This is a genomic window from Streptomyces tatrensis, from assembly GCF_049310065.1.
GTDB lineage: Bacteria > Actinomycetota > Actinomycetes > Streptomycetales > Streptomycetaceae > Streptomyces.
The window spans coordinates 6,475,701-6,502,247 of sequence record NZ_JBMDLB010000011.1; the positions used below are offsets into that span (position 1 = coordinate 6,475,701).

26 protein-coding genes are annotated in these 26,547 nt (G+C 70.1%); 18 read left to right on the forward strand and 8 right to left on the reverse strand.

All coding sequences use genetic code 11. The features are described 5' to 3' along the window. The first annotated feature begins 50 nt into the window (after positions 1–50). The 11 genes from ACODT5_RS45495 to ACODT5_RS45545 all read left to right on the forward strand — a co-directional run bounded on the left by ACODT5_RS45495 (position 51) and on the right by ACODT5_RS45545 (position 10,082). Positions 51–1,385 (forward strand): MraY family glycosyltransferase, encoded by a 1,335-nt coding sequence (locus ACODT5_RS45495; RefSeq protein WP_422525254.1) that lies wholly within the window; start codon positions 51–53, stop codon positions 1,383–1,385. Between the two features lie 275 nt (positions 1,386–1,660). After that, entirely contained in the window at positions 1,661–2,098 is a 438-nt protein-coding gene (locus ACODT5_RS45500; protein WP_422524737.1) for a Cg1360 family ATP-synthase-associated protein, read from the forward strand. Positions 2,099–2,339: 241 nt separating this feature from the next. Beyond that, complete coding sequence (atpB, locus tag ACODT5_RS45505; RefSeq protein WP_266912703.1) at positions 2,340–3,149, forward strand: F0F1 ATP synthase subunit A; 810 nt, start codon at positions 2,340–2,342, stop codon at positions 3,147–3,149. Positions 3,150–3,230: 81 nt separating this feature from the next. Beyond that, the gene (locus ACODT5_RS45510; protein ID WP_422524738.1) at positions 3,231–3,467 is read left to right on the forward strand and encodes an ATP synthase subunit c family protein; all 237 of its coding nucleotides are present in this window, start codon (positions 3,231–3,233) and stop codon (positions 3,465–3,467) included. A 42-nt stretch (positions 3,468–3,509) separates the two neighbouring features. Next, entirely contained in the window at positions 3,510–4,052 is a 543-nt protein-coding gene (locus tag ACODT5_RS45515) for a F0F1 ATP synthase subunit B (RefSeq protein WP_403712847.1), read from the forward strand. Further along, the gene (locus ACODT5_RS45520; RefSeq protein WP_422524739.1) at positions 4,049–4,864 is read left to right on the forward strand and encodes a F0F1 ATP synthase subunit delta; all 816 of its coding nucleotides are present in this window, start codon (positions 4,049–4,051) and stop codon (positions 4,862–4,864) included. Before ACODT5_RS45515 ends, ACODT5_RS45520 begins: the two co-directional genes overlap by 4 nt. 131 nt (positions 4,865–4,995) lie before the next feature. Beyond that, positions 4,996–6,591, forward strand: a complete 1,596-nt coding sequence (atpA, locus tag ACODT5_RS45525; protein WP_422524740.1) for a F0F1 ATP synthase subunit alpha — start codon at positions 4,996–4,998, stop codon at positions 6,589–6,591. Positions 6,592–6,611: 20 nt separating this feature from the next. Further along, complete coding sequence (locus ACODT5_RS45530) at positions 6,612–7,529, forward strand: F0F1 ATP synthase subunit gamma (protein ID WP_422524741.1); 918 nt, start codon at positions 6,612–6,614, stop codon at positions 7,527–7,529. Next, on the forward strand, positions 7,529–8,971 hold the full coding sequence (gene atpD, locus ACODT5_RS45535) for a F0F1 ATP synthase subunit beta (protein WP_112448431.1): 1,443 nt from the start codon (positions 7,529–7,531) through the stop codon (positions 8,969–8,971). The genes ACODT5_RS45530 and atpD overlap by 1 nt, the downstream gene beginning before the upstream one ends. 129 nt (positions 8,972–9,100) lie before the next feature. Next, positions 9,101–9,475, forward strand: a complete 375-nt coding sequence (locus ACODT5_RS45540) for a F0F1 ATP synthase subunit epsilon (protein WP_243336233.1) — start codon at positions 9,101–9,103, stop codon at positions 9,473–9,475. A gap of 157 nt (positions 9,476–9,632) precedes the next feature. Continuing rightward, positions 9,633–10,082, forward strand: a complete 450-nt coding sequence (locus tag ACODT5_RS45545) for a DUF2550 domain-containing protein (RefSeq protein WP_385369182.1) — start codon at positions 9,633–9,635, stop codon at positions 10,080–10,082. Positions 10,083–10,146: 64 nt separating this feature from the next. Here the strand turns inward: ACODT5_RS45545 and ACODT5_RS45550 are convergent, their stop codons facing one another. The 3 genes from ACODT5_RS45550 to ACODT5_RS45560 form a co-directional block, all read right to left on the reverse strand. Further along, a complete protein-coding gene (locus ACODT5_RS45550; protein ID WP_422524742.1) occupies positions 10,147–11,994 on the reverse strand; it encodes a glycosyl hydrolase family 18 protein in 1,848 nt (615 codons plus the stop codon). A gap of 202 nt (positions 11,995–12,196) precedes the next feature. After that, positions 12,197–12,838, reverse strand: coding sequence for a response regulator (locus ACODT5_RS45555; protein ID WP_385369178.1), 642 nt, complete (start codon positions 12,836–12,838; stop codon positions 12,197–12,199). Then, positions 12,835–14,028: a sensor histidine kinase gene (locus ACODT5_RS45560; protein ID WP_422524743.1), complete on the reverse strand. Its 1,194-nt coding sequence runs from the start codon at positions 14,026–14,028 to the stop codon at positions 12,835–12,837. The genes ACODT5_RS45555 and ACODT5_RS45560 overlap by 4 nt, the downstream gene beginning before the upstream one ends. A gap of 169 nt (positions 14,029–14,197) precedes the next feature. Here ACODT5_RS45560 and ACODT5_RS45565 point away from each other — a divergent pair, with 169 nt between their 5' ends. Together ACODT5_RS45565 and ACODT5_RS45570 are read left to right on the forward strand one after the other, a co-directional pair. Continuing rightward, entirely contained in the window at positions 14,198–14,767 is a 570-nt protein-coding gene (locus tag ACODT5_RS45565) for a hypothetical protein (protein ID WP_422524744.1), read from the forward strand. Positions 14,768–14,906: 139 nt separating this feature from the next. Next, a complete protein-coding gene (locus tag ACODT5_RS45570; protein ID WP_422524745.1) occupies positions 14,907–16,040 on the forward strand; it encodes a Vgb family protein in 1,134 nt (377 codons plus the stop codon). Positions 16,041–16,046: 6 nt separating this feature from the next. Here ACODT5_RS45570 and ACODT5_RS45575 read toward each other — a convergent pair whose 3' ends face one another. Then, the gene (locus ACODT5_RS45575) at positions 16,047–16,619 is read right to left on the reverse strand and encodes a cob(I)yrinic acid a,c-diamide adenosyltransferase (protein WP_389691944.1); all 573 of its coding nucleotides are present in this window, start codon (positions 16,617–16,619) and stop codon (positions 16,047–16,049) included. A 198-nt stretch (positions 16,620–16,817) separates the two neighbouring features. Between ACODT5_RS45575 and ACODT5_RS45580 the strand changes: the two genes are divergently transcribed. The 3 genes from ACODT5_RS45580 to ACODT5_RS45590 all read left to right on the forward strand — a co-directional run bounded on the left by ACODT5_RS45580 (position 16,818) and on the right by ACODT5_RS45590 (position 21,262). Next, a complete protein-coding gene (locus ACODT5_RS45580) occupies positions 16,818–17,666 on the forward strand; it encodes a 3-hydroxyacyl-CoA dehydrogenase family protein (protein ID WP_422524746.1) in 849 nt (282 codons plus the stop codon). Positions 17,667–17,825: 159 nt separating this feature from the next. Then, complete coding sequence (locus ACODT5_RS45585; RefSeq protein WP_243336243.1) at positions 17,826–18,149, forward strand: STAS domain-containing protein; 324 nt, start codon at positions 17,826–17,828, stop codon at positions 18,147–18,149. Positions 18,150–18,364: 215 nt separating this feature from the next. After that, positions 18,365–21,262 carry an ATP-binding protein gene (locus tag ACODT5_RS45590; RefSeq protein ID WP_422524747.1) on the forward strand — a complete coding sequence of 966 codons (2,898 nt, stop codon included), beginning with the start codon at positions 18,365–18,367 and terminating at the stop codon, positions 21,260–21,262. A 67-nt stretch (positions 21,263–21,329) separates the two neighbouring features. Here ACODT5_RS45590 and nucS read toward each other — a convergent pair whose 3' ends face one another. Continuing rightward, positions 21,330–22,001, reverse strand: a complete 672-nt coding sequence (gene nucS, locus ACODT5_RS45595) for an endonuclease NucS (RefSeq protein WP_266881159.1) — start codon at positions 21,999–22,001, stop codon at positions 21,330–21,332. 220 nt (positions 22,002–22,221) lie between these two features. Here nucS and ACODT5_RS45600 point away from each other — a divergent pair, with 220 nt between their 5' ends. Continuing rightward, positions 22,222–22,614: an SCO5389 family protein gene (locus ACODT5_RS45600; protein ID WP_243336246.1), complete on the forward strand. Its 393-nt coding sequence runs from the start codon at positions 22,222–22,224 to the stop codon at positions 22,612–22,614. A gap of 114 nt (positions 22,615–22,728) precedes the next feature. Here the strand turns inward: ACODT5_RS45600 and ACODT5_RS45605 are convergent, their stop codons facing one another. Next, on the reverse strand, positions 22,729–23,760 hold the full coding sequence (locus ACODT5_RS45605) for an LLM class flavin-dependent oxidoreductase (protein ID WP_422524748.1): 1,032 nt from the start codon (positions 23,758–23,760) through the stop codon (positions 22,729–22,731). Positions 23,761–24,001: 241 nt separating this feature from the next. Here ACODT5_RS45605 and ACODT5_RS45610 point away from each other — a divergent pair, with 241 nt between their 5' ends. Next, positions 24,002–24,343, forward strand: a complete 342-nt coding sequence (locus tag ACODT5_RS45610; protein ID WP_250744750.1) for an ATP/GTP-binding protein — start codon at positions 24,002–24,004, stop codon at positions 24,341–24,343. A 27-nt stretch (positions 24,344–24,370) separates the two neighbouring features. Here ACODT5_RS45610 and ACODT5_RS45615 read toward each other — a convergent pair whose 3' ends face one another. Together ACODT5_RS45615 and ACODT5_RS45620 are read right to left on the reverse strand one after the other, a co-directional pair. Continuing rightward, the gene (locus ACODT5_RS45615; protein ID WP_422524749.1) at positions 24,371–25,231 is read right to left on the reverse strand and encodes an ABC transporter permease; all 861 of its coding nucleotides are present in this window, start codon (positions 25,229–25,231) and stop codon (positions 24,371–24,373) included. Continuing rightward, positions 25,228–26,412: an ABC transporter ATP-binding protein gene (locus ACODT5_RS45620; RefSeq protein WP_422524750.1), complete on the reverse strand. Its 1,185-nt coding sequence runs from the start codon at positions 26,410–26,412 to the stop codon at positions 25,228–25,230. The genes ACODT5_RS45615 and ACODT5_RS45620 overlap by 4 nt, the downstream gene beginning before the upstream one ends. Between the last annotated feature and the right edge of the window lie 135 nt (positions 26,413–26,547).

Below are 26,547 nucleotides of genomic sequence, written 5' to 3' on the forward strand. Positions count from 1 at the left end.
AGCGAGTACTTCGCAGCTAGTGTGTGGGGCTGAGATGGCCGGCGATACATCTGGGGCAGCCCGTGCGTGAATATCTGCTGACGCTTTGCGTCACGGTCGCGGTGACTTATCTACTCACCGGGCCCGTGCGGAAGTTCGCGATCGCCGTGGGGGCGATGCCCGAGATCCGCGCCCGCGACGTGCACCGGGAGCCCACTCCGCGGCTCGGCGGCATCGCGATGTTCGGCGGACTGTGCGCCGGCCTGCTCGTCGCGGACCACCTGCAGAACCTCAACGGGGTCTTCGAGCTGTCGAACGAGCCGCGGGCCCTGCTCTCCGGGGCGGCCCTGATCTGGCTGGTCGGCGTGCTCGACGACAAGTTCGAGCTCGACGCCCTGATCAAGCTCGGCGCGCAGATGATCTCCGCCGGCGTGATGTGCATGCAGGGCCTGACCATCCTGTGGATCCCGGTCCCGGGGATCGGGACGGTCGCGCTCACCCCGTGGCAGGGCAACCTGCTCACCGTGGCCCTCGTCGTGATCACCATCAACGCGGTGAACTTCGTGGACGGCCTCGACGGCCTCGCCGCCGGCATGGTCTGCATCGCGACCTGTGCGTTCTTCCTCTACGGATACCGGATCTGGTTCGGCTACGGGATCGAGGCGGCCGCGCCCGCGACGCTCTTCGCCGCCATCCTGATGGGCATGTGCCTCGGCTTCCTGCCGCACAACATGCATCCCGCCCGGATCTTCATGGGCGACTCCGGCTCGATGCTCATCGGCCTGGTGCTTGCCGCCGCCGCCATCTCCATCACCGGACAGGTGGACCCGGACGCCATGGCGCTGTTCGTGGGCGGCGAGCGCAACGCGACCCACGCGATGCTGCCGGTCTTCATCCCGCTGATCCTGCCGCTCACGATCATCGCGATCCCGATGACGGACCTGGTCCTCGCCATCGTGCGGCGCACCTGGAAGGGCCAGTCGCCCTTCGCCGCGGACCGCGGGCACCTCCACCACCGGCTGCTGGAACTGGGGCATTCGCACAGCCGGGCCGTGCTCATCATGTACTTCTGGTCAGGACTGATCGCCTTCGGCGCCGTGGCGTATTCGGTGCATTCCGCCTCGATGTGGATCGTGCTGGCGATCGCCGCACTGAGCGCCGTGGGCCTGCTCCTGCTCCTGCTGCCGCGCTTCACCCCGCGGGCCCCGCGGTGGGCGGAGCGGCTGGTCCCGCCGCGCTACCGGCACGCGGAACGGGCCGCCGAGGCGGCCCTGGCGGACGACGCGGCGCCGGAGCCGGCGCCGGCCCGCCCGATCGCGGCGGGCGTGTCAGGCGTCAACGGGGCGACCGCCATCGGCCCCCGTTCGCGCTTCCCCGACCGGCGCAAGGCAGGGTCCGCGCGCTGACGTCCGGAGCGCATGTCGGACATGAACGCCCTTTACCAGACAAGCCACTTGGTTGTCGCGCACACACGCGCAGGGTCACTCTCATGTGTGACAGTCCGCACACCCTCTGAGTAAAGCTCTCATCAAATACTTTGTGATACCGTTCACTAAACCCGGCGACAGAGCCGAAGGACCGTAGTGCGACGGTCCATTGGCCCGAGGTACTCACTCGGACCGGGCTTACGCTCGTCCTGTACGAGTCCCTGTGCCCCCACCACCACGCGGAGCAAACCGCCATGCGGTCAGATGACGTCCGATCCCTTCTGCAATCCGCCGTTCCCACGGCTGTCGCCGGCGCTCTCGCCGCCGTCATCAGTGGGATCGTCGCCGGTGGCAAGGGGGCCGTGGGCGCCGTCGTCGCGACGGTGGTGGTGATGCTGTTCATGGGCATCGGATTCCTCGTACTGCAGCGCACGGCGAAATCAATGCCGCATTTGTTCCAGGCCATGGGGCTGATGCTCTACACGGCCCAGATCCTGCTGCTCTTCGTCTTTCTCGCCGTGTTCAAGAACACGACACTGTTCAACCCCAAGGCCTTCGCCATCACGCTCGTCGTCGCCACCCTGGTGTGGATCGCCGCACAGGCGCGTGCTCATATGAAGGCCAAGATCCTCTACGTCGAACCTGACTCGATGAAGGGCGACAAGCCCGGAAATTCGGGCCAGAAGCCGTGAGGGGTAGGGGCGGAATAAGTGTGCGTTCGGGATGCTGCTATCGTCCGGTTTCAACTGCGGCATTGCGGGCGCGGGCATCTGAGCTGACGCCTGTTCCATCGCGAGGCTCGATGCCTGACTGTCGCCCCACCATCCGTAATACCTGTCCAGTGCCGAACCGCGGCTGCACGCCGCGCCGACACAACGAGGTTGCCGTACCTATGCGCCACGCTGAAGGAGCCCTGCGGTGAGTGCTGCTGACATGACGCTCGCCTTCGAATTGAACTGTCATTTCGAAGACGGCACTGGCTGCGGCTTCCCGGGCCCGACCCTGTACTCGTTCCTGTTCGAGCCGATCTTCGGTGACGGCGACAGCAACCTGTACTTCAACAAGACGATGCTGCTCGCCCTGCTGGGCTCGGTCATCATCGTCGGCTTCTTCTGGGCCGCGTTCCGGAAGCCGAAGGTCGTCCCGGGCAAGCTGCAGATGGTCGCCGAAGCGGGCTACGACTTCGTACGCCGTGGCATCGTCTACGAGACGCTCGGTAAGAAGGAAGGCGAGAAGTACGTCCCCTTCATGGTCGCGACGTTCTTCTTCGTCTGGATCATGAACCTGTGGTCGATCGTGCCGCTCGCCCAGTTCCCGGTGACCGCCGTCATCGCGTACCCGGCCGGCCTCGCCCTCATCATCTACGTCATGTGGATGTCGGTGACCTTCAAGCGCCACGGTTTCGTGGGCGGCTTCAAGAACCTGACCGGCTACGACAAGTCGCTCGGCCCGGTTCTGCCGCTGGTCATGGTGATCGAGTTCTTCTCGAACGTCCTGGTCCGCCCGTTCACGCACGCGGTCCGACTCTTCGCGAACATGTTCGCGGGTCACACCCTGCTGCTGCTGTTCACCATCGCCAGCTGGTACCTGCTGAACGGGATCGGCATCGCTTACGCGGGCGTCTCGTTCGTCATGGTCATCGTGATGACCGCGTTCGAGCTCTTCATCCAGGCTGTCCAGGCGTACGTCTTCGTCCTCCTGGCCTGCAGCTTCCTGCAGGGCGCGCTCGCCGAACACCACTGAGCCACAGCCCGCTCCTGCAATCCCCCCGAATCGTCCGGTGGCCAACCCCCACCGGTCCATGAAAGAGAAGGAAGAACTGGCATGTCCCAGATCCTCGCTGCCACCACCGAAGGCGTCACCGGCTCCCTCAGCTCTGTCGGCTACGGTCTCGCGGCCATCGGCCCGGGCGTCGGCGTCGGCATCATCTTCGGTAACGGCACCCAGGCTCTTGCCCGTCAGCCCGAGGCTGCCGGTCTGATCCGCGCCAACCAGATCCTCGGCTTCGCCTTCTGTGAGGCGCTCGCCCTCATCGGCCTGGTCATGCCGTTCGTCTACTAAGACGAACCCAACGACTAGTCCGAATCGACGAAAGGCACTGATGTGAACCTCCTGGTTCTCGCGGCCGAGGAGCCGAACAGCCCCCTCGTTCCGCCGATCCCCGAGCTCGTCATCGGTCTGATCGCCTTCGTCATCGTCTTCGGTTTCCTCGCGAAGAAGCTCCTCCCGAACATCAACAAGGTTCTGGACGAGCGCCGCGAGGCCATCGAAGGCGGTATCGAAAAGGCTGAGGCCGCTCAGACCGAGGCTCAGAGCGTGCTGGAGCAGTACAAGGCCCAGCTCGCCGAAGCCCGGCACGAGGCCGCTCGCCTGCGCCAGGATGCTCTGGAGCAGGGCACTGCGCTGAAGGAAGAACTTCGCGCAGAGGGCCAGCGGCAGCGTGAGGAGATCATCGCTGCCGGTCACGCCCAGATCGCGGCTGACCGCAAGGCCGCCTCTTCCGCGCTCCGTCAGGACGTCGGCAAGCTGGCGACCGATCTGGCCGGAAAGCTTGTCGGCGAGTCCCTCGAGGACCACGCCCGGCAGAGCCGCACGATCGACCGTTTCCTCAGCGAGCTCGAGGAGAAGGCCGAGGCCGCCCGATGAACGGAGCGAGCCGCGACGCGCTGGCCACCGCCCGCGAGCGTCTCGACGCGCTGACGGACAACACGTCCGTCGACGCGGCGAAGCTCGCCGGCGAGCTGGCGGCCGTCACCGCGCTGCTCGACCGTGAGGTCTCGCTGCGTCGGGTCATCACGGACCCGGCGCAGTCCGGCGAGGCCAAGGCCGAGCTGGCCGGTCGTCTGCTCGGCGGCCAGGTGGGCGGGGAAACCCTCGACCTGGTGTCCGGCATGGTCCGGTCCCGCTGGTCGCAGTCCCGTGACCTGGTGGACTCGCTCGAGGTTCTGGCGGCCACCGCCGACCTCACGGCGGCCCAGGCCGACGGCGGCCTCGACGACGTCGAGGACGAGCTGTTCCGGTTCGGCCGGATCGTCTCCGCGAACACCGAGCTGCGTGCAGCACTGACCGACCGGTCGGCGACCGCCGCCGCCAAGAGCCAGCTGCTGCGCAGCCTGCTCGGCGGCAAGGCGAACGCCGTCACCGAGCGGCTGGTCACGCGTCTCGTCACGCACCCGCGTGGACGTAGCCTGGAAGCGGGCCTCGAGTCCCTTTCCAAGGTCGCCGCCGAGCGTCGTGGCCGCATGGTCGCCACCGTGACCACCGCGGTTCCGCTCAGCGACGTCCAGAAGCAGCGTCTCGGCGCGGTGCTGGCCAAGCTCTACGGTCGCCCGATGCACCTGAACCTCGACGTGGACCCCACGGTCCTCGGCGGGATCTCGGTGCGGGTCGGCGACGAGGTCATCGACGGCACCATCTCGGACCGCATCGCAGAAGCGTCCCGACGCATGGCCGGCTGACCAGCCACAAAATTAGTACGAAGCATTCCTAGCGGCCCGGTTGGGCCGTGCAGAACTTGCAGAAGATTCCTGGGGGTCGCCCCCAGACCCCTAAGAAGCTTCAGGCCCAACAAGGAGAGCAGGGAACCCAGATGGCGGAGCTCACGATCCGGCCGGAGGAGATCCGGGACGCACTGGAGAACTTTGTCCAGTCGTACCAGCCGGACGCGGCCTCGCGCGAGGAGGTCGGTACGGTCAGCGCTGCCGGCGACGGCATCGCGAAGGTGGAGGGCCTGCCCTCCGCCATGGCGAACGAGCTGCTGAAGTTCGAGGACGGAACCCTTGGTCTCGCCCTGAACCTCGACGAGCGCGAGATCGGCGCCGTCGTCCTCGGCGAGTTCAGCGGTATCGAGGAGGGCCAGCCGGTGCAGCGCACCGGTGAGGTGCTCTCCGTCGGCGTCGGCGAGGGTTACCTCGGCCGCGTCGTCGACCCGCTCGGCAACCCGATCGACGGCCTCGGCGAGATCGCGACCGAGGGCCGCCGCGCCCTCGAGCTGCAGGCCCCCGGCGTCATGGTCCGCAAGTCGGTCCACGAGCCGATGCAGACCGGCTACAAGGCGATCGACGCGATGGTGCCGGTCGGCCGTGGTCAGCGTCAGCTGATCATCGGTGACCGTCAGACCGGCAAGACCGCTCTGGCCGTCGACACGATCATCAACCAGCGCGACAACTGGCGCTCTGGCGACGTGAACAAGCAGGTTCGCTGCATCTACGTCGCCATCGGCCAGAAGGGCTCGACCATCGCGTCCGTTCGCGGCGCCCTGGAAGACGCCGGCGCGCTCGAGTACACGACGATCGTCGCCGCCCCGGCTTCCGACCCGGCCGGCTTCAAGTACCTGGCGCCGTACACCGGTTCGGCCATCGGCCAGCACTGGATGTACGCCGGCAAGCACGTCCTGATCATCTTCGACGACCTGTCGAAGCAGGCCGACGCCTACCGCGCCGTGTCGCTGCTGCTGCGCCGTCCGCCGGGCCGCGAGGCCTACCCGGGCGACGTCTTCTACTTGCACTCCCGTCTGCTGGAGCGTTGCGCCAAGCTCTCCGACGACATGGGTGCCGGTTCGATGACCGGTCTGCCGATCGTCGAGACCAAGGCGAACGACGTGTCGGCGTTCATCCCGACCAACGTCATCTCCATCACCGACGGCCAGTGCTTCCTTGAGTCCGACCTGTTCAACGCGGGCCAGCGCCCGGCGCTGAACGTCGGTATCTCGGTCTCCCGCGTCGGTGGCTCGGCCCAGCACAAGGCCATGAAGCAGGTTTCCGGCCGTCTGCGCCTGGACCTCGCCCAGTACCGCGAGCTGGAGGCGTTCGCCGCCTTCGGTTCCGACCTGGACGCCGCTTCGAAGTCCTCGCTGGAGCGCGGCAAGCGTCTGGTGGAGCTGCTGAAGCAGGGCCAGTACCAGCCGATGCCCGTCGAGGAGCAGGTCATCTCCGTCTGGGCCGGTACCACCGGCAAGATGGACGACGTCCCGGTCAACGACATCCGTCGCTTCGAGTCGGAGCTGCTGGACCACCTGCGCCTCGAGCGCAAGGAGCTCCTCACCTCCATCGCGGACGGCGGCAAGATGTCGGACGACACCCTGTCCTCCATCGCGGACGCCATTGCCGCCTTCAAGCGGCAGTTCGAGACCTCGGACGGCAAGCTCCTCGGCGAGGACGCGCCGGCCGTCAACGTCTCCAAGTGACGACGGAAGGGACCTGACTCATGGGAGCGCAGCTCCGGGTCTACAAGCGTCGCATCCGTGCCGTCACGGCGACCAAGAAGATCACCAAGGCGATGGAAATGATCGCCGCCTCGCGCATCGTCAAGGCGCAGCGCAAGGTGGCGGCATCGATGCCGTACGCGACCGAGCTCACCCGTGCGGTGACCGCGGTGGCGACCGGTTCGAACACCAAGCACGCCCTGACGACCGAGGTCGAGGCACCGGTGCGTGCCGCGGTCCTGCTCATCACGAGCGACCGCGGTCTGGCCGGCGGCTACTCCTCGAACGCCATCAAGCAGGCGGAGCGGCTCTCCGAGCGGCTGCGCGGCGAGGGCAAGGAGGTCGACACGTACATCGTCGGCCGTAAGGGTGTCGCCTACTACGGCTTCCGCGAGCGCAAGGTCGCGGAGTCGTGGACCGGCTTCACCGACAGCCCGGCTTACGCCGACGCCAAGCGCGTCGCGGCGCCGCTGATCGAGGCCATCCAGACGGTTACGGCCGAGGGTGGCGTCGACGAGCTGCACATCGTCTACACGGAATTCGTGTCGATGATGACGCAGAACGCGGTGGACGGCCGGATGCTGCCGCTCAGCCTCGACAAGGTCGAAGAGGAGAGTGGCGCGAAGGGCGAGATCCTTCCGCTGTTCGACTTCGAGCCGTCGGCGGAGGACGTCCTCGACGCCCTTCTGCCGCGCTACGTCGAGAGCCGCATCTACAACGCACTGCTGCAGTCGGCCGCTTCCGAGCACGCCGCCCGCCGCCGCGCGATGAAGTCGGCTACCGACAACGCCGGGGATCTCATCAAGAGCCTCTCCCGGCTTGCCAACGCGGCCCGCCAGGCCGAAATCACCCAGGAAATCAGCGAGATCGTCGGTGGCGCCAGCGCCATGGCAGACGCGACCGCGGGGAGTGACAAGTAATGACGACCACTGTTGAGACGGCCGCCGCCACGGGCCGCGTCGCCCGGGTCATCGGCCCGGTCGTCGACGTGGAGTTCCCCGTCGACGCGATGCCCGAGATCTACAACGCGCTGAAGGTCCAGGTGGCCGACCCGGCCCAGGACGGCGAGCTGAAGACGCTGACCCTGGAAGTCGCCCAGCACCTGGGTGACGGCCTGGTCCGCACCATCTCCATGCAGCCCACCGACGGTCTGGTCCGCCAGGCCACGGTGATCAACACGGGCGAGGGCATCACCGTCCCCGTCGGTGACTTCACCAAGGGCAAGGTGTTCAACACCCTCGGTGAGGTGCTGAACTACCCGGAGGAGAACGCCAACGTCACCGAGCGCTGGCCGATCCACCGCAAGGCGCCCCGCTTCGACGAGCTCGAGTCGAAGACCGAGATGTTCGAGACCGGCGTCAAGGTCATCGACCTTCTCACCCCGTACGTCAAGGGTGGAAAGATCGGTCTGTTCGGTGGTGCCGGTGTCGGCAAGACCGTTCTGATCCAGGAAATGATCTACCGCGTCGCCAACAACCACGACGGTGTGTCGGTCTTCGCGGGCGTCGGTGAGCGTACCCGTGAGGGCAACGACCTCATCGAGGAAATGGCCGAGTCCGGCGTCATCGACAAGACGGCGCTTGTCTTCGGTCAGATGGACGAGCCCCCGGGCACCCGTCTTCGCGTCGCCCTTGCCGGTCTGACCATGGCGGAGTACTTCCGCGATGTGCAGAAGCAGGACGTGCTCTTCTTCATCGACAACATCTTCCGTTACACCCAGGCCGGTTCGGAGGTGTCGACCCTTCTGGGCCGCATGCCGTCCGCCGTGGGTTACCAGCCGAACCTGGCTGACGAGATGGGTCTGCTGCAGGAGCGCATCACCTCGACCCGCGGTCACTCGATCACCTCGATGCAGGCGATCTACGTCCCCGCGGACGACCTGACCGACCCGGCGCCGGCCACCACCTTCGCCCACCTCGACGCGACGACGGTTCTTTCCCGTCCGATCTCCGAGAAGGGCATCTACCCGGCCGTGGACCCGCTGGACTCGACGTCCCGCATCCTCGACCCGCGGTACATCGCGGCGGACCACTACGCCACGGCGATGCGCGTCAAGGGGATCCTGCAGAAGTACAAGGACCTCCAGGACATCATCGCGATCCTTGGTATCGACGAGCTGGGCGAGGAGGACAAGCTCGTTGTCCACCGTGCCCGTCGCGTCGAGCGCTTCCTGTCGCAGAACACGCACGTCGCCAAGCAGTTCACCGGCGTCGACGGTTCGGACGTTCCGCTCGAGGAGTCCATCGTTGCCTTCAACGCGATCTGCGACGGAGACTACGACCACTTCCCCGAGCAGGCGTTCTTCCTGTGCGGTGGCATTGAGGACCTCAAGGCCAACGCCAAGGAGCTGGGCGTCTCCTGAAGCCGCGCTCATCCGTGAGCACAGCTGACTGACGGAGAGGGGCGGGTGTGTCCCGTCCCTCTCCTCACGCCCATTAGAATTTGACCCAACACCCGGCGATACCGCCGGGTGGTGACCCGAGGAGCCACCATGGCTGCTGAGCTGCACGTCGAGCTGGTCGCGGCGGACCGCAATGTCTGGTCCGGCGAGGCCACCCTTGTTGTCGCCCGCACCACGTCCGGCGACATCGGCGTCATGCCCGGTCACCAGCCGCTTCTCGGTGTGCTGGAATCGGGCCCGGTGACCATCCGTACCGTCGGCGGCAACACTGTTGTCGCCGCGGTGCACGGCGGATTCATCTCGTTCGCGGACAACAAGTTGTCGCTGCTGGCCGAGATCGCCGAGCTTGCCGACGAGATCGACGTCGAGCGGGCGGAGCGGGCACTGGAGCGCGCGAAGGCGGAGACCGATTCGGTCTCCGAGCGTCGCGCCGATGTCCGGCTGCGCGCGGTTTCGGGGCGCTGAGTCCCGGTACTGGTAAGAGTTTCAAACCTCAGCCGCGGCCTGTTCCGGAATTTTCCGGACCGGGTCGCGGCTGAGGCGATGCGGGTCCGATTCAGACTCTGTCTGTGAAGAACTCTGTCGGTTGGGTTGATTCGATGAGCGAGGAGGTCGGTGAAAGATGCTCCTCGCTCTGCTTGTGAGCGGCCTGGTCGTCGTGGCCCTGGTGGTGATCGGGCTGTTTGTGTTCGGGCTGCGCCGCAGGCTGATCCAGCGCTCCGGCGGCACCTTCGACTGCAGCATGCGCTGGGACGTGTCCGAGGAACCCGACGTCTCCGGCAAGGGCTGGGTGTACGGGGTCGCGCGCTACAGCGGTGACCGCATCGACTGGTTCCGTGTCTTCAGCTACTCCCCGCGGCCGCGCCGGCTGCTGGAGCGGTCCTCCATCGAGGTCATCGCCCGCCGTGCGCCCGAGGGCGAGGAGGAGTTGGCCCTGCTCTCCGACGCCGTCGTACTGTGCTGCGCGCACCGCGGCACCCGCCTGGAACTGGCGATGAGCGATGACGCGCTGACCGGTTTCCTGGCCTGGCTGGAGGCGGCGCCGCCCGGGCAACGGGTGAACGTCGCCTGATCGGATTCGGGCATGAAGAAGCCGGGAGAGACGGGGCGGACCGTCTCTCCCGGCTTCGGTCTATCTACTGCAGGCCGCTGTGGATCGCGGAGGCCAGCTCACCGTTCGTGGTGTCGCCGCTGAACTCCCAGAAGAAGGCGCCCTTGAGGCCCTGCTGCTTGGCCCAGGTCATCTTCCCGGCGATGGTGGCGGGGGTGTCGTAGCTCCACCAGTTGCTGCCGCACTTGGCGTAGGCGGTGCCGGCGATGGTGCCGGTGGCCGGGCAGCTGGCCTTGAGGACCTTGTAGTCCTCGATGCCCTGCTCGTAGGTGCCGGCGGCCGGGCCGGTGGCGGTGCCGCCGGGGGCGGCCTGGGTGACGCCGGTCCAGCCGCGGCCGTAGAAGCCGATGCCGAGGTTGAGCTTGGAGCCGGTGATGCCCTTGCCCTTGAGCTTGGTGATGGCGGCCTCGGAGTTGAATCCGGCGGTCGGGATGCCGCTGTACGAGGTGAGCGGGGAGTGCGGGGCCGTCGGGCCCTGCGCGGCCCACGCGCCGAAGAAGTCGTAGGTCATCACGTTGTAGAAGTCGACGTACTGCGCCGCTCCCGCGTAGTCCGCGGCGTCCAGCTTGCCGCCGTTGGAGCCGTCGGCGGAGATGGCCGCGGTGACCAGGTTGCTCGCGCCGAACTTGGTGCGCATGGCCTGCATCATGTTCTTGAGGGAGGCCGTGCCGCTGGTGTCGCAGGTCAGGCCGCAGGCGTTCGGGTACTCCCAGTCCAGGTCGATGCCGTCGAAGACGTCGGCCCAGCGCGGGTCCTCGACGAGGTCGTAGCAGGACTGGGCGAAGGCGGCCGGGTTCGCGGCGGCCTGTCCGAAGCCGCCGGACCAGGTCCAGCCGCCAAAGGACCACAGCACCTTGATGTTCGGGTACTTCTTCTTCAGCTCGCGGAGCTGGTTGAAGCTGCCGCGCAGCGGCTGGTCCCAGGTGTCGGCGATGCCGTCGACGCTCTGGTCGGCGGTGTAGGCCTTCTCGTAGTCGGCGTAGGAGTCACCGATGGTGCACTTGCCGCCCTGGACGTTGCCGAAGGCGTAGTTGATGTGGGTGATCTTCGCCGCGGAACCCGAGGTGACCAGGTTCTTCACGTGGTAGTTGCGCCCGTAGACGCCCCAGTTCGTGAAGTAGCCGAGCTTGACCGGGCCGCCCGGCGGCGGGGGATCGACGACTCCGCCGGTGGTGGTCACCGAGAGTTCGCCGGAGGAGGGACCGGTCTGGTCGATGGTGTCGCGCGCGGTGACCGTGTAGATGTACGTCGTGCCCTTGGTCAGGCCCGAGTCGGTGTACGAGGGGCTGGTGACGGTGGCGATCTTGGCGCCGCCGCGGAAGACGTCGTAGTTCTTGACGCCCTTGTCGTCGATGGCCGCGGCCCAGCCGAGGGTCAGCCCGGTGTCGGTGACGCCGCTGGCCGTGGGGGTGCCGGGAGCGCCGGGCGGGTTGTCGGTGGGGTTGGTGCCGCCGTCACAGCTGCCGCCGTTGATCTTGCAGCCGCTGGGGGCGCCGGCGCCGGTGCCGTTGAAGCCGAAGCTGACGGTGGCGCCCGGGGCGAGGGTGCCGTTCCAGCCGACGTTCTTGCCGGTCCAGTGGGTGCCCGAGCTGGTGACGGTGGCGTCCCAGGCGGAGGTGACGGCGGTGCCGGCCGGGTAGTCCCACTCCACGGTCCAGCTGCTGAGGGTGGTCGTGCCGGTGTTCTTCACCGTCCACTTGCCCTCGAAGCCGGAGCCCCAGTCGGAGACCTTGGTGTACGTCGCGGTGGCGGAGGCGGCTGCCTCGGCGGGACCGGCGATGGCCACGAGTCCGGCGACGGGCAGGGTGAGGACGGCCAGTGCAGCCGCGACTCTTCGAAACAGCGATGCGCGTCGTGGGGGTGCTGTGCTCAAGGGTGCTCCTCCGAGGTCCGCAGCGGCCGTGGCGACGGCCGCTGCATGGGGGTGGGACCTGCGCCGCCCGTGAGCCTGCCGTATGACGTCTTGTCATGGCACGCTCACCACAGTTGTGCGTGAGAGTAGAAAGGTCTGGACCAACCGTCAAGAGGTCCAGACCTTATGTAGCAGCCCCGGAAATATTTCCGGCCGGATCCGGCTAGAGCCCCAACTCCTGTGCCAGCACCGCTGCTTGAACCCGGCTGCGCAGCTCCAGCTTGGCCAGCACCCGGCTGACGTGGGTCTTCGCCGTCGCCTCCGCCATCTCCAGGCGCACCGCGATCTCCGCGTTCGACAGACCCTCGCCCAGGCACCCCAGGACCTCCCGCTCGCGCGGGGTCAGCGACTCCACCGTCGCCGGTACGGGGACCCGTACGGGCCGCGGATCCGCGAACTCGGCGATCAGCCGCCGGGTCACCGCCGGGGCGATCAGACCCTCCCCGCGCGCGACGGTCCGTACCGCCGCGATCAGCTCCGCCGCGTCCGCGTCCTTCAGGAGGAAGCCCGACGCGCCCGCGCGCAGCGCGCCGAAGACGTACTCGTCCAGGTCGAAGGTGGTGAGCACGAGGACGTCGGCCAGCCCCTCCGCGACCACCTGGCGGGTCGCCGACACCCCGTCCAGGCGCGGCATCTGCACGTCCATGAGCACCAGGTCGGGCCGCAGCTCGCGGGCCAGGCGCACGGCCTCCTCCCCGTCCGCGGCCTCGCCCGCCACCTCGATGTCCCCGGCGCTGCGCAGGATCAGGACCAGCCCGGCCCGCACCGCGCTCTGGTCCTCCGCCACCACGACCCTGATCGTCACGTCCGTACCGCCTCTTCTTCCACGGGCAGCGTCGCCCGGACCCGCCAGACCGCGTCCGCGCGGCCCGCTTCGAATGCTCCGCCGAGCAGTTCCGTCCGCTCGCGCATGCCGATCAGGCCGGCTCCGGAGCCGGGTGCGCGGGGGCCGGGGCGTTCCCCGTAGGGGGAGTCGACCGCGACGTGCAGCGCGCCGCCCCCGAGGCGGTCGCGGGCCAGGCGGACGGTGACCGTGCCCGGGGCGGCGTGCTTGAGGGCGTTGGTCAGCGACTCCTGGACGATCCGGTACGCCGCCAGCTCCACCGGGGCGGGCAGGGGCTCCCCGGACGGCCGGTCGTCGAAGAGTACGAAGTCCAGCCCGCTCGCGGCCCCGTTCGTACGGGCCTGCTCCAGCAGGGCGTCCAGCCCGCCCAGCGAGGGGGTGGCGACGGCCTCCTGCCCGGCGCCCGCGTCCCGCAGCAGTCCGATCAGACGGCGCATCTCGGCCAGCCCCTGCACGCTGTTCTCCCGGATCACCCCGAGCGCCTCGCGGCTGGTGGCGGGGGAGTCGATGGACAGCGCGGCGGTGGAGTGGATGGCGATGGCGGAGAGGTGGTTGGCCACCATGTCGTGCAGTTCGCGGGCCATCCGCGCCCGCTCGGCGACGACCGCCTGCGACCGGTCCATTTCGGCCAGCAGGGCGGTCTGCTCGGCGCGCAGCCGGGCGGCCACGGCGGCCTCCCGGTGGTTGCGCAGGGTGGCTCCGGTCAGCGCCGGGCCGAAGCTCACGATGCCGGTGATCACGCCGATCAGCAGCGCCTGCGGGGTGCGCAGCCAGGCGACCGAGGCGATGGTCACGGCGATGGTGATCAGGCCGGTGGTCACCGGGAGGCGGCGGGCCATGGCCGGTTTGCCGTAGACGACGGCCGCGTACATCAGGTCGGTGAAGATCAGGACGGTGGCCAGGTTGCCCACGGTGAACTGGTCGGCGATCAACCCTGCGGTGCCGACCGCCAGCGTCACCCGGGGCATGCTGCGGCGCAGCAGCTCCATCGCGCCGAGGACGAGGAGCGGGACCAGGGCCGCCCAGGCCGGGAACAGGTCCCGGGTGGGGGAGCTGTGCACCCCGAGCGACCACAGGAGCAGGCCGGCGGCCACGCTGGACACGGCGAGCAGCACGTCGTCGCGGTGCGGCGGCGGGATCTTGAGGGTCACGGTCCCATCCAACAGCCCGGGGCGGGTGCGGGCGTCGCCATCGCGGCCGAGGCGCCGTACATCGAAGGATGCAGGGCCGCCCTGTGGCGTTCGTCATCGGCGACGAGGAATCGGTGCGAAACCGGCGGGAAGCTGGAGGCATCCCCCCACCACAGGAACGGAGACTCCCGTGCTCGTCACCCTGATCATCGCCTGTGAAGTCGGCTTCTGGGTCCTGCTGGCCGGCGGCCTGGCCCTGCGCTACCTCGCGAAGATGCCGAAGACCGGCGCGGCCGTCCTGCTGTGCGAGCCGCTCCTGGAGCTGGTGCTGCTGATCGCCACCGCGGTGGACCTGCGCGGCGGCGCCGAGCCGGACTGGAAGCACGGGCTCGCCGCGCTCTACCTCGGCTACACCGTCGCCTACGGGCACTACACCGTGCACTGGCTCGACGGCCACGCCGCGTACCGGCTGGCCGGGGGCCCGAAGCCGGCCGGCGCCGGTCACGGCACGGCGCGGGCCGTCCACGAATGGAAGCTGGTCGCGCGGACCCTCCTCGCGGCGGCCGTCGCGGCCGGCCTGCTGCAGGCCGCGATCTGGTACGTCGGCGGTTCGGGCGACACCACCGTGCTGCGCGGATGGCAGCTCACGGCCCTGCGGGTGGTGGGCATCCACGCACTGATCGCCGTCACCTACACGGTGTGGCCGAAGCGGGCACCGGAGGCGAAGGCCGCCGCGCGCGACGCCGTGGACGCGCCCTAGGTTTCCAGCGGTCGTTCCGCGCTACGGCAGTCGGCTGGTTTGCGGCCGACTTGGTGGCGCGGGCCGGGCGGTCCCGGGGCGTGAGCCGATAGGCCGTCACCTGTCACTCTCCCGTAGCTCACCGCAAAGGGGCTGGTCCATGCCGGGCACACCGGGCACACCGCCGATCCGCCGACGACTCCACCGCCTGCTCACCGCGTCCCTGGGTGCCCTGCTCGCGGTCGCGGTGCAGGCCGCTCCCGCCCGGGCCGATGTGGGGGACGTGACGGAGTATCCGCTCACGACCCCCGAGAGCTTCCCCGCCGGGATCACGGCGGGACCGGACCGGGCGCTGTGGTTCACCGAGTCCGATGGCAACAGGATCGGACGCATCACGACCGGCGGCACCGTCACCGAGTTCGCCGTACCCACCGGGTCGAGCTTCCCCTTCGACATCACGCAGGGCCCCGACCGCGCCCTGTGGTTCACCGAGGGTGCGGCCGACAAGATCGGGCGGATCACGACCTCGGGCACGGTCACGGAGTTCCCCCTGCCCGTGGCGGGCAGCTTTCCCACGGGCATCACGCTCGGCGCCGACCACGCCCTGTGGTTCACCGAGAACGGGACGAACAAGATCGGGCGGATGCGGCTCGACGGAACCGTCACCGAGTACGCCATCCCCACGCCGGACAGCTTCCCGTACCACATCGCGGCCGGCCCCGGCGGTGTGTGGTTCACGGAAGGGATCGCAGGCAAGATCGGCCGCGTCGACCACTCCGGCAACGTGACCGAGTACCCGCTGCCCACCGGGTTCGAGTTCCCGATCGACATCGCGGCCGGCCCCGGCGGGATGTGGTTCACCGCGTCCGATCAGATCGGGCGGATCACCCCGACGGGCACCATCACGCTCTTCCCCCGGCCGAACCCGGGCGGAGGCGCCGACGGCATCACCCGCGGCCCCGACGGGAACATGTGGTACAGCGACCAGCTCGGCTTCATCGGGCGCATCACCCCGACGGGGGAGATCACCGAGTTCCCCGTGCCGGGCGGCGAGGAGAAGGTGCCCTTCAACATCGCGACCGGGCCCGACCGGAACGTCTGGTTCACCGAGCTCCTCGGCAACGCCATCGGCCGCGTCGACGCCCTCCCGGGCCGGGGCCCCGGCGGCCCGCACGCCGCCGCCCCGCAGCCGGTTCCGGGTCCGGGTCGCGAGCACTCGCGTCACGAGCGCCCGCGCCGCTTCCTGCCCTGCGCCACCGGGACACCGCCGCGGGCGGCCCGGTTCTGCCGCTGACGAGTCCTAGCGGTCGCCGCCCGGGACCCACAGGACGTCGCCGACCTCCTTGTTGGCCGTACGGGCCAGGATGAAGAGGAGGTCGGAGAGGCGGTTGAGGTAGGTGGCCGTCAGCGGGTTCATGACCTCGCCGTGTGCCTCCAGGGCCGCCCACGTGGAGCGCTCGGCGCGCCGGACCACCGTGCAGGCCTGGTGGAGGAGGGCCGCGCCGGGGGTGCCGCCGGGGAGGATGAAGCTGCGGAGCTTCTCCAGCTCGCCGTTGAAGAGGTCGCAGTCGGCCTCCAGCTTGTCCACGTAGAACTGCTCCACGCGCAGCGGCGGGTACTCGGGGTTCTCCACGACCGGGGTGCAGAGGTCGGCGCCCACGTCGAACAGGTCGTTCTGCACACGGACCAGGACCTTCACGACATCGGCGGGCAGCGAACCGAGTGCGATGGCCGTCCCGATGGCCGCGTTGGCCTCGTTGGCGTCGGCGTACGCCGAGATCCGCAGATCGGTCTTGGCCGTACGGCTCATGTCGCCCAGAGCGGTCGTGCCCTTGTCGCCGGTGCGGGTGTAGATGCGCGTGAGGTTCACCATGCCGCCACCCTAGTGCGGGCCAACTGCAGGCCCCTGTCGCACTGCTGGGCCGTCCCGGTGTGATGTCCGTCATCTGAGACGTGACGCGTGTTACTTCGCGGTCACCGGACCCCTCGCGGACGCTAGTCTCCGCCGGAGAACGAACGAGGCTGTGCCGTATCCGAGGCCGTGTCCTATTCAAAGAACTTGGGGTGTGCAGTGGCTGGGAAGCTCGCCGTCATCGGTGCCGGACTGATGGGTTCCGGAATCGCGCAGGTCTCCGCCCAGGCGGGTTGGGACGTCGTGCTGCGTGATGTGACCGATGCCGCTCTGACGCGCGGTACCGACGGGATCAAGGCCTCGTACGACAGGTTCGTCTCCAAGGGCAAGCTGACGGCCGAGGACGCCGAGGCGGCCCTCGCCCGCATCACCACGACCACCGAGCTCGAAGCGGTCTCCGACGCCGACATCGTCGTCGAGGCCGTCTTCGAGAAGCTGGAGGTCAAGCACGAGATCTTCCGCGCGCTCGACAAGCTGGTGCGCGAGGACGCGATCCTGGCCTCCAACACCTCCGCCATCCCGATCACCAAGATCGCGGCCGTGACGGAGCGTCCGGAGCGGGTCGTCGGCGCGCACTTCTTCTCGCCGGTCCCGATGATGCAGCTGTGCGAGCTCGTGCGCGGCTACAAGACGAGCGACGAAACCCTCGCCACCACCCGGGCGTTCGCCGAGTCGGTCGGCAAGACCTGCATCGTCGTCAACCGCGACGTCGCCGGATTCGTGACGACCCGTCTCATTTCGGCACTGGTCGTCGAAGCGGCGAAACTGTACGAATCGGGCGTGGCCTCCGCCGAGGACATCGACATCGCCTGCAAGCTCGGCTTCGGGCACGCGATGGGCCCGCTGGCCACCGCGGACCTCACGGGCGTCGACATCCTGCTGCACGCCACCAGCAACATCTACACGGAGTCCCAGGACGAGAAGTTCGCGCCGCCGGAGCTGATGCGCCGCATGGTGGACGCGGGCGACATCGGTCGCAAGAGCGGTCAGGGCTTCTACAAGCACTGAGCACCAGTTCGAATGCCTGCACCCCACAGGGTGAATTAGGTATCGGTTCGCTCACGGTCGGCAACTTCCCTGCCCCTGAGGCAGTCAGTTGCAGTGAGAGTTGCCGACCACGGACCAGTCGGACCATACGCAATCAGTACCGCGCTGCCGGGAGTACACATGCACATCAGGGGCGACCACGCCGAACTCGCAGTCGGGGGTCGCCTCGACGTGCGCAGCGCGGCGGACGCCCGTACGGTCCTGCACACCGCCCTGGACGACGGTCACGGCGACCTCGTGCTGGACCTCACCGGGCTCGACTCCTGGGACGCGACGGGCCTCGGCGTGATCATGGGCGCCCACCGCCGGGCCGGCCGGACCGGCCGCCGGCTCGTCCTGCGCGGGGTCCCGCCGCAGATGCAGCGGCTGCTCGTGGCCACCCGCCTGCACCGGATCCTCGCGATCGAGGGCGGACTCGAGGCGGAGTCGCTGCCGCGCGCCTGACGCCCGGACCCGTTTCGCGTGCGCGGGCTCTGCCCTGCCGGGCCTGCTTCACAGGGCCTGCGCGAACGTAACGGTCCGGTGGTGAAGGCACCCCTGCGGTTCCCGCCCCGCCGGGCACGGTCTAGGGTTCGGGCGGAAACCGGACCAGTAGCGAGAGCGGCGTGAGCGAAGGCCGGGCGGGACGACGGCGCACGGCGCGATCGGGGGACTTGGTCATGGACCGCAGCAGCACACAGGGGCAGCCCGACCCGGCGGAGCAGCCGGCACGGGTGGTGACGCTGACGTCCGGGGACCTCACCCTCACCGTGAACCCCGTCGACGGCAGCGAGATCGCCCGGACGCACCGCCCCGGCGGCGAGCCCGCCCCCGCCCCCGTCAAGCGCACCCCCGCCGCCCGCGCCTCCGCGGCGGCGGGCGCACGGCCTCCCGTACCGCCGGGCGCCCCCTCCGGCGCGCGCCCCCTGCTGGGCCGCGAGGAGGAAGTCGAACGCCTCGTACGCCTCCTCACGCGCGGCCGCTCCGTACGGCTGACCGGGCCGCCCGGATCCGGGCGCACGGCGCTGCTCGACGCGGTCGCCGACGCCTGCGCCGACCTCGCCCCCGACGGGGTCGTACGGCTCTGCGGGCACGGGCACCAGCAGCCCGGCGAGCTGCTCCAGGCGCTGTACGCCACCGTGTACGAGGCTCCGGCCGAACGCCCCGACCGGGCCGGGCTCCTGGCCCGGGTGGCGGAGATAGGCGCCGTCGTCCTCGTCGACGACCTCGAGATGGGCGGCACCGCCCTCGACGAACTGCTGCGGGCCACGCCTGAGTGCGCGTACCTGCTGACCGCCACCCCCGACACCCGGGCCCCCTCCGACGGCTCGCACCTCGAAGAGGTCTTCCTCGGCGGACTGGCCCGCACCGACTGCGTGGCCCTGCTCGAAGCGGGCACCGGCCGGGCACTGACGGACGCGGAAACGGCCTGGGCCGGCGACCTGAGCTTCGCCTCCGAAGGGCTGCCGCTGCGCTTCGTGCAGGCGGCCGCGCTCCTGCGCCAGCGCGACGAGCTCAACCGGACCGACGACGACGAGGCCGACGAGGGCGAGGAGCCCGGCGTCTTCCAGGAGAAGCCGCGCGACACCGTCTTCGTGCCGCTGCCCACGCTGGCCGAGGGCGCCGCTCCGGCGGAGCTGCTCGCCTCGCGGGTCAGCGAGTCGGCTCGGGCCGCACTGCGGATCGCGTGCGCGCTCGGCGGGGAACTGCCGCACCACGCGCACCTGCCCGCGCTGGTCGGCGACACGCACGCCGACACGGCCGTCGCGGAGCTGCTCGCCTGCGGGCTGCTGAGCCCCGTCGGGACGCGCCACCGGCTGGCCGCGGGAGTCGCGCGACAGCTGGAGGAGATCGGCTACGGGGACACCGCGGCCGAGGAGGCCCGTACGGCCGCCCGCCACTACGCCTGGTGGACCGGACACACCTCGGTCAGCCCCGCGCGGGTCGCGGCCGAGGCCGACGCGGTGCTCGCGGCGCTGGCCGGGGCCGATGTGGTGGCCGCGGTGCTGCTCGCGCGGACGGCGGCGCCGATGTTCGCGGCCTCGCTGCACTGGGAGGCCTGGGAGCGGGTGCTGCGCGCGGGCGCGGAGGCCGCACGGAAGGCCGGCGAGGTCGCGGAGCAGGCGTACTTCCACCACGAGCTGGGCGTACTGGCCCTGTGCGAGGGCCGCCTCGACCGGGCGCGGGCCGAGCTGGAGGCCTCGGTCGGGCTGCGCGGCGCGCTGGCCGACAAGCGGGGGACCGTCTCGGGACGGCGTGCGCTGGCGCTGGTCACCGACCGCGAGGCCGCAGAGGTCCAGGTGTCGCCGCCGCTGCGACTGGCTCCGCCGGCCGCGTCTGCGGCCGGGGCCGGGGGAGCGGCGAAGTCGGCCGGGGCCGGCCAGCCGGGGGCCGGGGCACCGGATGCTCCGGGAGCTCCGGGTGTCCTGCCGGTTCGGGGGCTGCCGGGGCTTCTGCCGGGTGCGGGGGCTGCGCTGCTTCCCGGGGCTGCTGCCGGTGCTGCCGCACTGGCTCCCGGTCTTCCTGCTCTTCCGGGGTCTCCCGGGCTTCCGCCGGCCGGTGGGACTTCGAAGCTTCCCGCGGCTCCCGGGGCTGAGGGGACTCCGCTTGCTCCTGGTGCTGCTGCCGGGGTTTCCGGGGTTTCCGGGGGCGCGGGGCTTCAGCCGTTCCCTGAGGTTCGCCGGGTTCTGGGCGGTCCCGGCGTTTCCGGTTCCGCCGGGCCTTCGTTGGCTGCGGGTGCTGCGGGTGCTGCGGGTGCTGCGGGTGCTGCGGGTGCTGCGGGTGCTGCGGGTGCTGCGGGTGCTGCGGGTGCTGCGGGTGGGCAGTCCGGGCCTCTGGCCGCCTCTGCTCCCGGGACTCCGGCGTCCCTGTCGAAGGGGTCGCCCTTCGCCCGGCCCGGGGCGGGTGCCGCCCCCGTGTCCGAGAGCGCCGCGACGCGGGTTCCGGACGTCTTCACGACGGTGGTGCCCGCGGTGGCGCCGCCGGGCTCCGTCGCGCCCGCGACCCTGGCCGAGGTCTTCGAGGACGCCTTCCCGCTCACCCCCGAGCCGGCTCCGGCACCGAGGGCGCTGCCCGAGTCGAAGCCGAGATCCGGCCGCAAGCCGCTGCTGCTGGCCGCGGCCGGTGCGGTGACGGTCGTGGTGCTGGGCACGGTGGTCGCCCTGGCGATGACCACCGAGGACAAGAAGCCGCCCGTGCAGGCGCCGGCGGTCTCCACGGCGCCGAGCTCGGAGGAGGCACAGCCGCAGCCGAGTACGGGGGACCCGAGCGGAAGCGATCCCTCGCCGGAGCCGGAGGTCTCGTCCCCCGCCTCGCAGTCACCGGGTGCGACCCCGTCGCCGAGCAGGTCCACCTCGGCGGCTCCGACGCCGACGCCGACTCCGTCGTCGTCGAGCTCGGTGAAGCCGCCTTCGCCGCCGGTGACGAGCTCGCCCCCGCCGGTGAGCAGCCCGCCGGTCTCCCAGAGCCCGACCGGCTCCCCGTCCCCGTCCGGGACGCCGAGCCCCACGAACACGGCCACCGTGGCGCCGAAGCCCCCCACGGACGCCGAGGACGAGACGGAGACCACGACCCCCTGACGGCCCGAACGCGCCGCCGGGGCGGACGGCGGTCGCCGCCGCCCCGCCCCGCGCCGACAGGCAGGTTCTAGAACAGGCGGAGCTTGTCGTCCTCGATGCCGCGCATCGCGTTGTAGTCGAGGACGACGCAGTCCATGCCGCGGTCGTTCGCGAGGACGCGGGCCTGGGGCTTGATCTCCTGGGCCGCGAAGACGCCCTTGACGGGTGCCAGGTGCGGGTCCCGGTTCAGCAGCTCCAGGTACCGCGTGAGCTGTTCGACGCCGTCGATCTCACCGCGGCGCTTGATCTCCACCGCCACCGTCGCGCCGGAGGCGTCCCGGCACAGGATGTCGACCGGGCCGATCGCGGTCATGTACTCGCGGCGGATCAGCGTGTAACCCTCGCCGAGGGTCTCGATCCGGTCGGCCAGGAGTTCCTGCAGGTGGGCCTCGACCCCGTCCTTGATCAGACCCGGGTCGATGCCCAGCTCGTGCGAGGAGTCGTGGAGGACTTCCTCCATGGTGATGATGAGCTTCTCGCCCGCCTTGTTGACGACGGTCCAGACGCCGGCGTCGTCACCGCTCCCCTCCTTGAGGGTGCACGGCGGCGACATCCAGTTGAGCGGTTTGTACGCTCGGTCGTCCGCGTGGATCGAGACACTGCCGTCGGCCTTCACGAGGATCAGACGGGGTGCCGAGGGCAGATGGGCGGTGAGCCGGCCCGCGTAATCGACGGAGCAGCGGGCAATGACGAGACGCATGGTCGGCAACGCTACTCGACGAGAAGGCCTGCACGCGATTCGCCCCCGAAAGCCCCGTTCGAGGATGGCGCGTTGTATGCGCATTCTCCTGGTGCGGTACCCGGCGGGCGCCTACCGTGGTGAGCGGGAGGTTGCGAAGCGTGCACGCTGCGTCGCGATCTCCCTCCCTGCCCGTAAGGCTCCGGCAACCCAATCGGCCGGAGTCGCGAGAGGAGAACCCATGTCGCTCGACGTCTCACCGGCCCTACTCGAACAGGCCGAGCGAGGCGAGGTCGACGAAGCCGCTTTCGTCGACTGCGTCCGGACCTCCCTGCCCTACGCATGGGAGATGATCAGCTCGCTGGTGGCCCAGCTCAAGGTGGACGGCGGACAGTTCGCCGACAACCAGACGCCGCCGCCGGACGAGCAGGCGCGTGGCCAGCTGCTGCGCGCTCTCGCGAGTGACGCGATACGGGGTGCGCTGCAGCGCCACTTCGGAGTGCGCCTGGCATTCCAGAACTGCCACCGGGTAGCGGTCTTCCCGCTGGACTCCTCGGTGGACGACCGGCTGGCCAAGTTCACTTCGATCCGTGGTCAGCTGCTCAACCAGTCGCCCGAAATGCGCGACTGCTAGCAAGAAGACCGTACGAACAGCAGGACCAGCACGACCAGTACGACCGCACTCCGCACCTCCGTACGACCGGTACCTCGCTGCCGCTCCGGTGCCAACGGAGCGGCAGCCCTGGTCTCAGCCGAGCCGGGGAAGCACCTCGGCGCCGAGGCGCCGGAGGTTCTCCTCGGTCGCGGCGAGATCGCCCGATCCCTCCGTCAGCAGGGCGAAGCGCGTGATCCCCGTACGTTCCGACGTGGCCGCGAGCCGGTCGGCCGCCAGCTCCGGTGTGCCCACGGGGTGGAGATCGCACAGCAGCTCGGTGTACGCGACCGGGTCCCGCATCGCCCGCTGCCGTCCGTCCACCGTGACGTGCGCGTCCAGGCCCTGCTTGAGCCAGCCCGGCATCGCCTTCAGCAGCGTCTCGCGGGCGTCCGCCGTCCGGTCCGCCAGCTGGCAGACCCCCGCCGACACGTGGCCCGCCTCGGGCGAACGCCCCGCGGCCCGTGCCGTACGCCGCCACAGCTCGACCATGGCGGCCTTGTCCTCGTCCCCGCAGTGCATGCCCAGCAGCATGGGCAGTCCGCGCTCCGCGGCCATCCGTACCGAGCCGGGGGAGGTGCAGGCGACGATCAGTTCCGGCCCCGTCCCGTCGCCGTGCAGCGCCTCCGACGCGCGCGGTACGACGGCCACTTCGCGGAAGCCGTACCGGCTGCCGGCCTCGGCTCCGGGCGCCCCCACGCGCGACTCGCTCAGCCAGCGCCGCAACAGGTCCAGGTCCTCCGGGAAGCGGTTCTCGTACGCGTCGAGTCCGCCGCCGAAGACCTCCAGGTCCACCCAGGGGCCGCCCCGGCCCACCCCCAGGGTGAAGCGCCCCTCCGAGGTCAGGTGCAGCAGGGCCGCCTGTTCGCCCAGGGTCACCGGGTGGGTGCTCGGCAGTACGCTCACCGCCGTGCCCACGCGCAGCCGCCGGGTGCGGCCCAGCATCAGGGCCGCCAGCGTCACCGCCGACGGGCAGACCCCGTACGGGACGAAGTGGTGCTCGGCGAGCCAGACCGAGTCGAGCCCGGCCTCCTCGGCCACTTCGGCTGTCCGCACCGCCCGGTGCAGTGCCTCGCCCTGTCCCTGTCCCGGGAACTGGGCCGCCAGTACAAATGCTCCTACGCGCATCGCCTTTAGCCTCCTCGCGGCTGACGCGGCCTCCCCCAGGCGGACCGTTTACCTCACTGGCAACAACGTCTGACACGTGCCAAAGGCACGGCCTCACCGGAAAGTTATTGGGATTGTCAGGCCAGTCGCGCCCACCGGCTGCCCGGTACTACGGTCGTCTTCGGCCACCCTGCGGGTACCCGGGCTCGCTGCGCGTAGTCTGGGAGAAAGTCACTGCCGTCCGCCCATCCGTGAGGTATACGTGTCACCGCGCCACAACCGCCCCAGGGGCGGCGAGAATCCAGCCGATCGTTCGGACCAGGGCTCGGGCCCGGGCAGTCTGGACCGGTACGGCCTCGAGCGCACGGAGGAGTACCAGGGCGAGGAGTGGAAGGTCCGGCACGTCGCGGGCGCGAGCGCCGCGGGCAAGCGCTACCGCTGCCCCGGCTGCGACCAGGAGATCCCCTCCGGCACCCCGCACCTCGTGGCCTGGCCCGAGTACGGCGGGGTCGACGACCGCCGGCACTGGCACAAGGCCTGCTGGAACGCGAAGGACCGCCGCACCTCCAAGGTGCAGCGGTCCCGCAACGCTCCCAAGTACTAGGCCGCGGAGGGTGCCGGCAGAGAGGACCTAGACGTCCCGGCGGCCGACCACCACGTACGAGCCGACCACCGCGGCGCCCGTCACCACGAGGATCAGCACCATGTGGCTCAGGCTGCCCGGGATCACCATCTCGCCGGCCGCCGGGTCCGACCCGCTGGTCGGCATGCCGAACAGCTCCATCATCGCCACCGGCGCGTTGTACTGGAGCAGGGTCCGGCCGACCGGGGCGACGGCCTCCCAGATGCTGAGCACCGCCCCTATCACCGGCGGCAGCGTGACGACGCCGAGCATCACGGCGATCGCCCCCGCCGAGTGCCGCACCAGCGCCCCGACCGCCAGGGCCAGTACGCCGAGCAGGGTGACGTAGAGGCTGCCGACGATTCCGGAGGCCCACTCGGAAGGCGGGTGCGGCCCGGCGCCGGGGCCGTCGCGCAGGATCGACGCGGCCAGCCCCACCAGGCAGACCGACCCGGCCGTGATGAGGAACGCGGTGATGCCGAAGACGAGGTACTTCGCGGTGAGCACCCGGTACCGGTCGGGGGCCGCCGTGAAGGTGGTGCGGACCAGTCCGGTGCCGTACTCGGAAGTGATCGTCAGCACCCCGAGCACCATCACCGCGAGCTGGCCGACCAGCAGCCCGAACAGGGCGGGGGCGATGAACGGCATCTGCTCGTAGTCCAGGGAGCTGGTCTGCACGATGACCGTGCCGCCGATGCCGACGACGAGCAGCACCAGCGAGCCGAGCGTCCACATCGTGGAGCGCACCGAGATCAGCTTCGTCCACTCCGAGGCCAGCGCGTGCCCCAGGTGCGGCCGGGGGGTCGGCAGCGGCGAGGTGTTGCCCGCCGGGCCTCGCTGCCCGGCGGTCGCGGTCGTCGGGGCGGTCATCGGGTGTCCTCGGGCTTCTGCGCGGGGGTGCGCACGGGGTCGGGGGAGTGCGCGGTCCCGGGCTCGGCCCCGGGCTCCGTCACGGGCCCGGCGAGCTCACCGGGGCTGGTGGGCATCAGGAAGGGCTTGGCGCCGGTGCCGGGCGGCGGGGGCGCGAAGAAGCCCGCCTGTGGGACCTGGAGGGCCTCGGCCGCCTCCTCTTCCTCTTCCTCCCACTTCGGGACGCTCAGCGGTTCGGGCTCCCAGAGCTCGGCGCGCGGGTCCTCGGTGGAGGTGTACTCGACGGAGGACTGGGTCATCCGCATGTACGCCTCCTCCAGCGAGGCCCGGTGCGGCGACAGCTCCCACAGCCGTACGCCGGCCGCGTGCGCGAGGTCGGAGATCTGCGGCAGCTCCAGCCCGGTCACCCGCAGCGCCCCGTCGGGCTCCCGCAGGACCCGGCCGCCCGCCTTGGTGAGGACGGAACCGAGGGTGTCCCAGCCACCCGGGTCGGTGTCGGCCGTGCGGACCCGGGCGAATCCGGCCGAATTGTGGGTGATGAACTCCTGGGTGCCCATGTCGGCCAGCAGCCGGCCCCGGCCGATCACGATCAGGTGGTCGGCGGTCAGCGCCATCTCGCTCATGAGGTGGGAGGAGACGAAGACGGTGCGGCCCTCGGAGGCGAGCCGGCGCATCAGATTGCGGACCCAGAGGATGCCCTCGGGGTCGAGGCCGTTGACCGGCTCGTCGAAGAGCAGCACCTGGGGGTCGCCGAGCAGGGCGGTCGCGATGCCGAGCCGCTGGCCCATGCCGAGCGAGAAGCCCTTGGCGCGCTGCCGGGCCACGTCCTGCAGGCCCACGACGCCCAGCACCTCGTCCACCCGCTTCTCGGGGATCCCGGAGAGCTGGGCGATCGACAGCAGGTGGGTGCGGGCCCGGCGGCCGCCGTGGACGGCCTTGGCGTCGAGCAGGGCCCCGACGTGCCGCTGGGCGTTCGGGAGCTCGCGGAAGGGCACGCCGTTGATCGTGACCCGGCCGGCGGTGGGGCGGTCCAGGCCGACGATCATGCGCATCGTGGTGGACTTCCCGGAGCCGTTGGGCCCCAGGAATCCCGTCACGTGACCTGGCTTGACCTGGAAGGAAAGGTCGTCGACAGCGGTCTTCGCGCCGAAGCGCTTGGTCAGGCCGACTGCCTCGATCATCTTGCTGCCCCTTGCCAGGCCGGGACGACTGTCGCCCGCGTAAGGGTTAAGAGGATATCCAGTCCCTTGCGGTTCCACGTCGTCCCGGACCCTGAGCTACCCCTGAGATGCGACCCGGGGATCCCCCGTAGTACG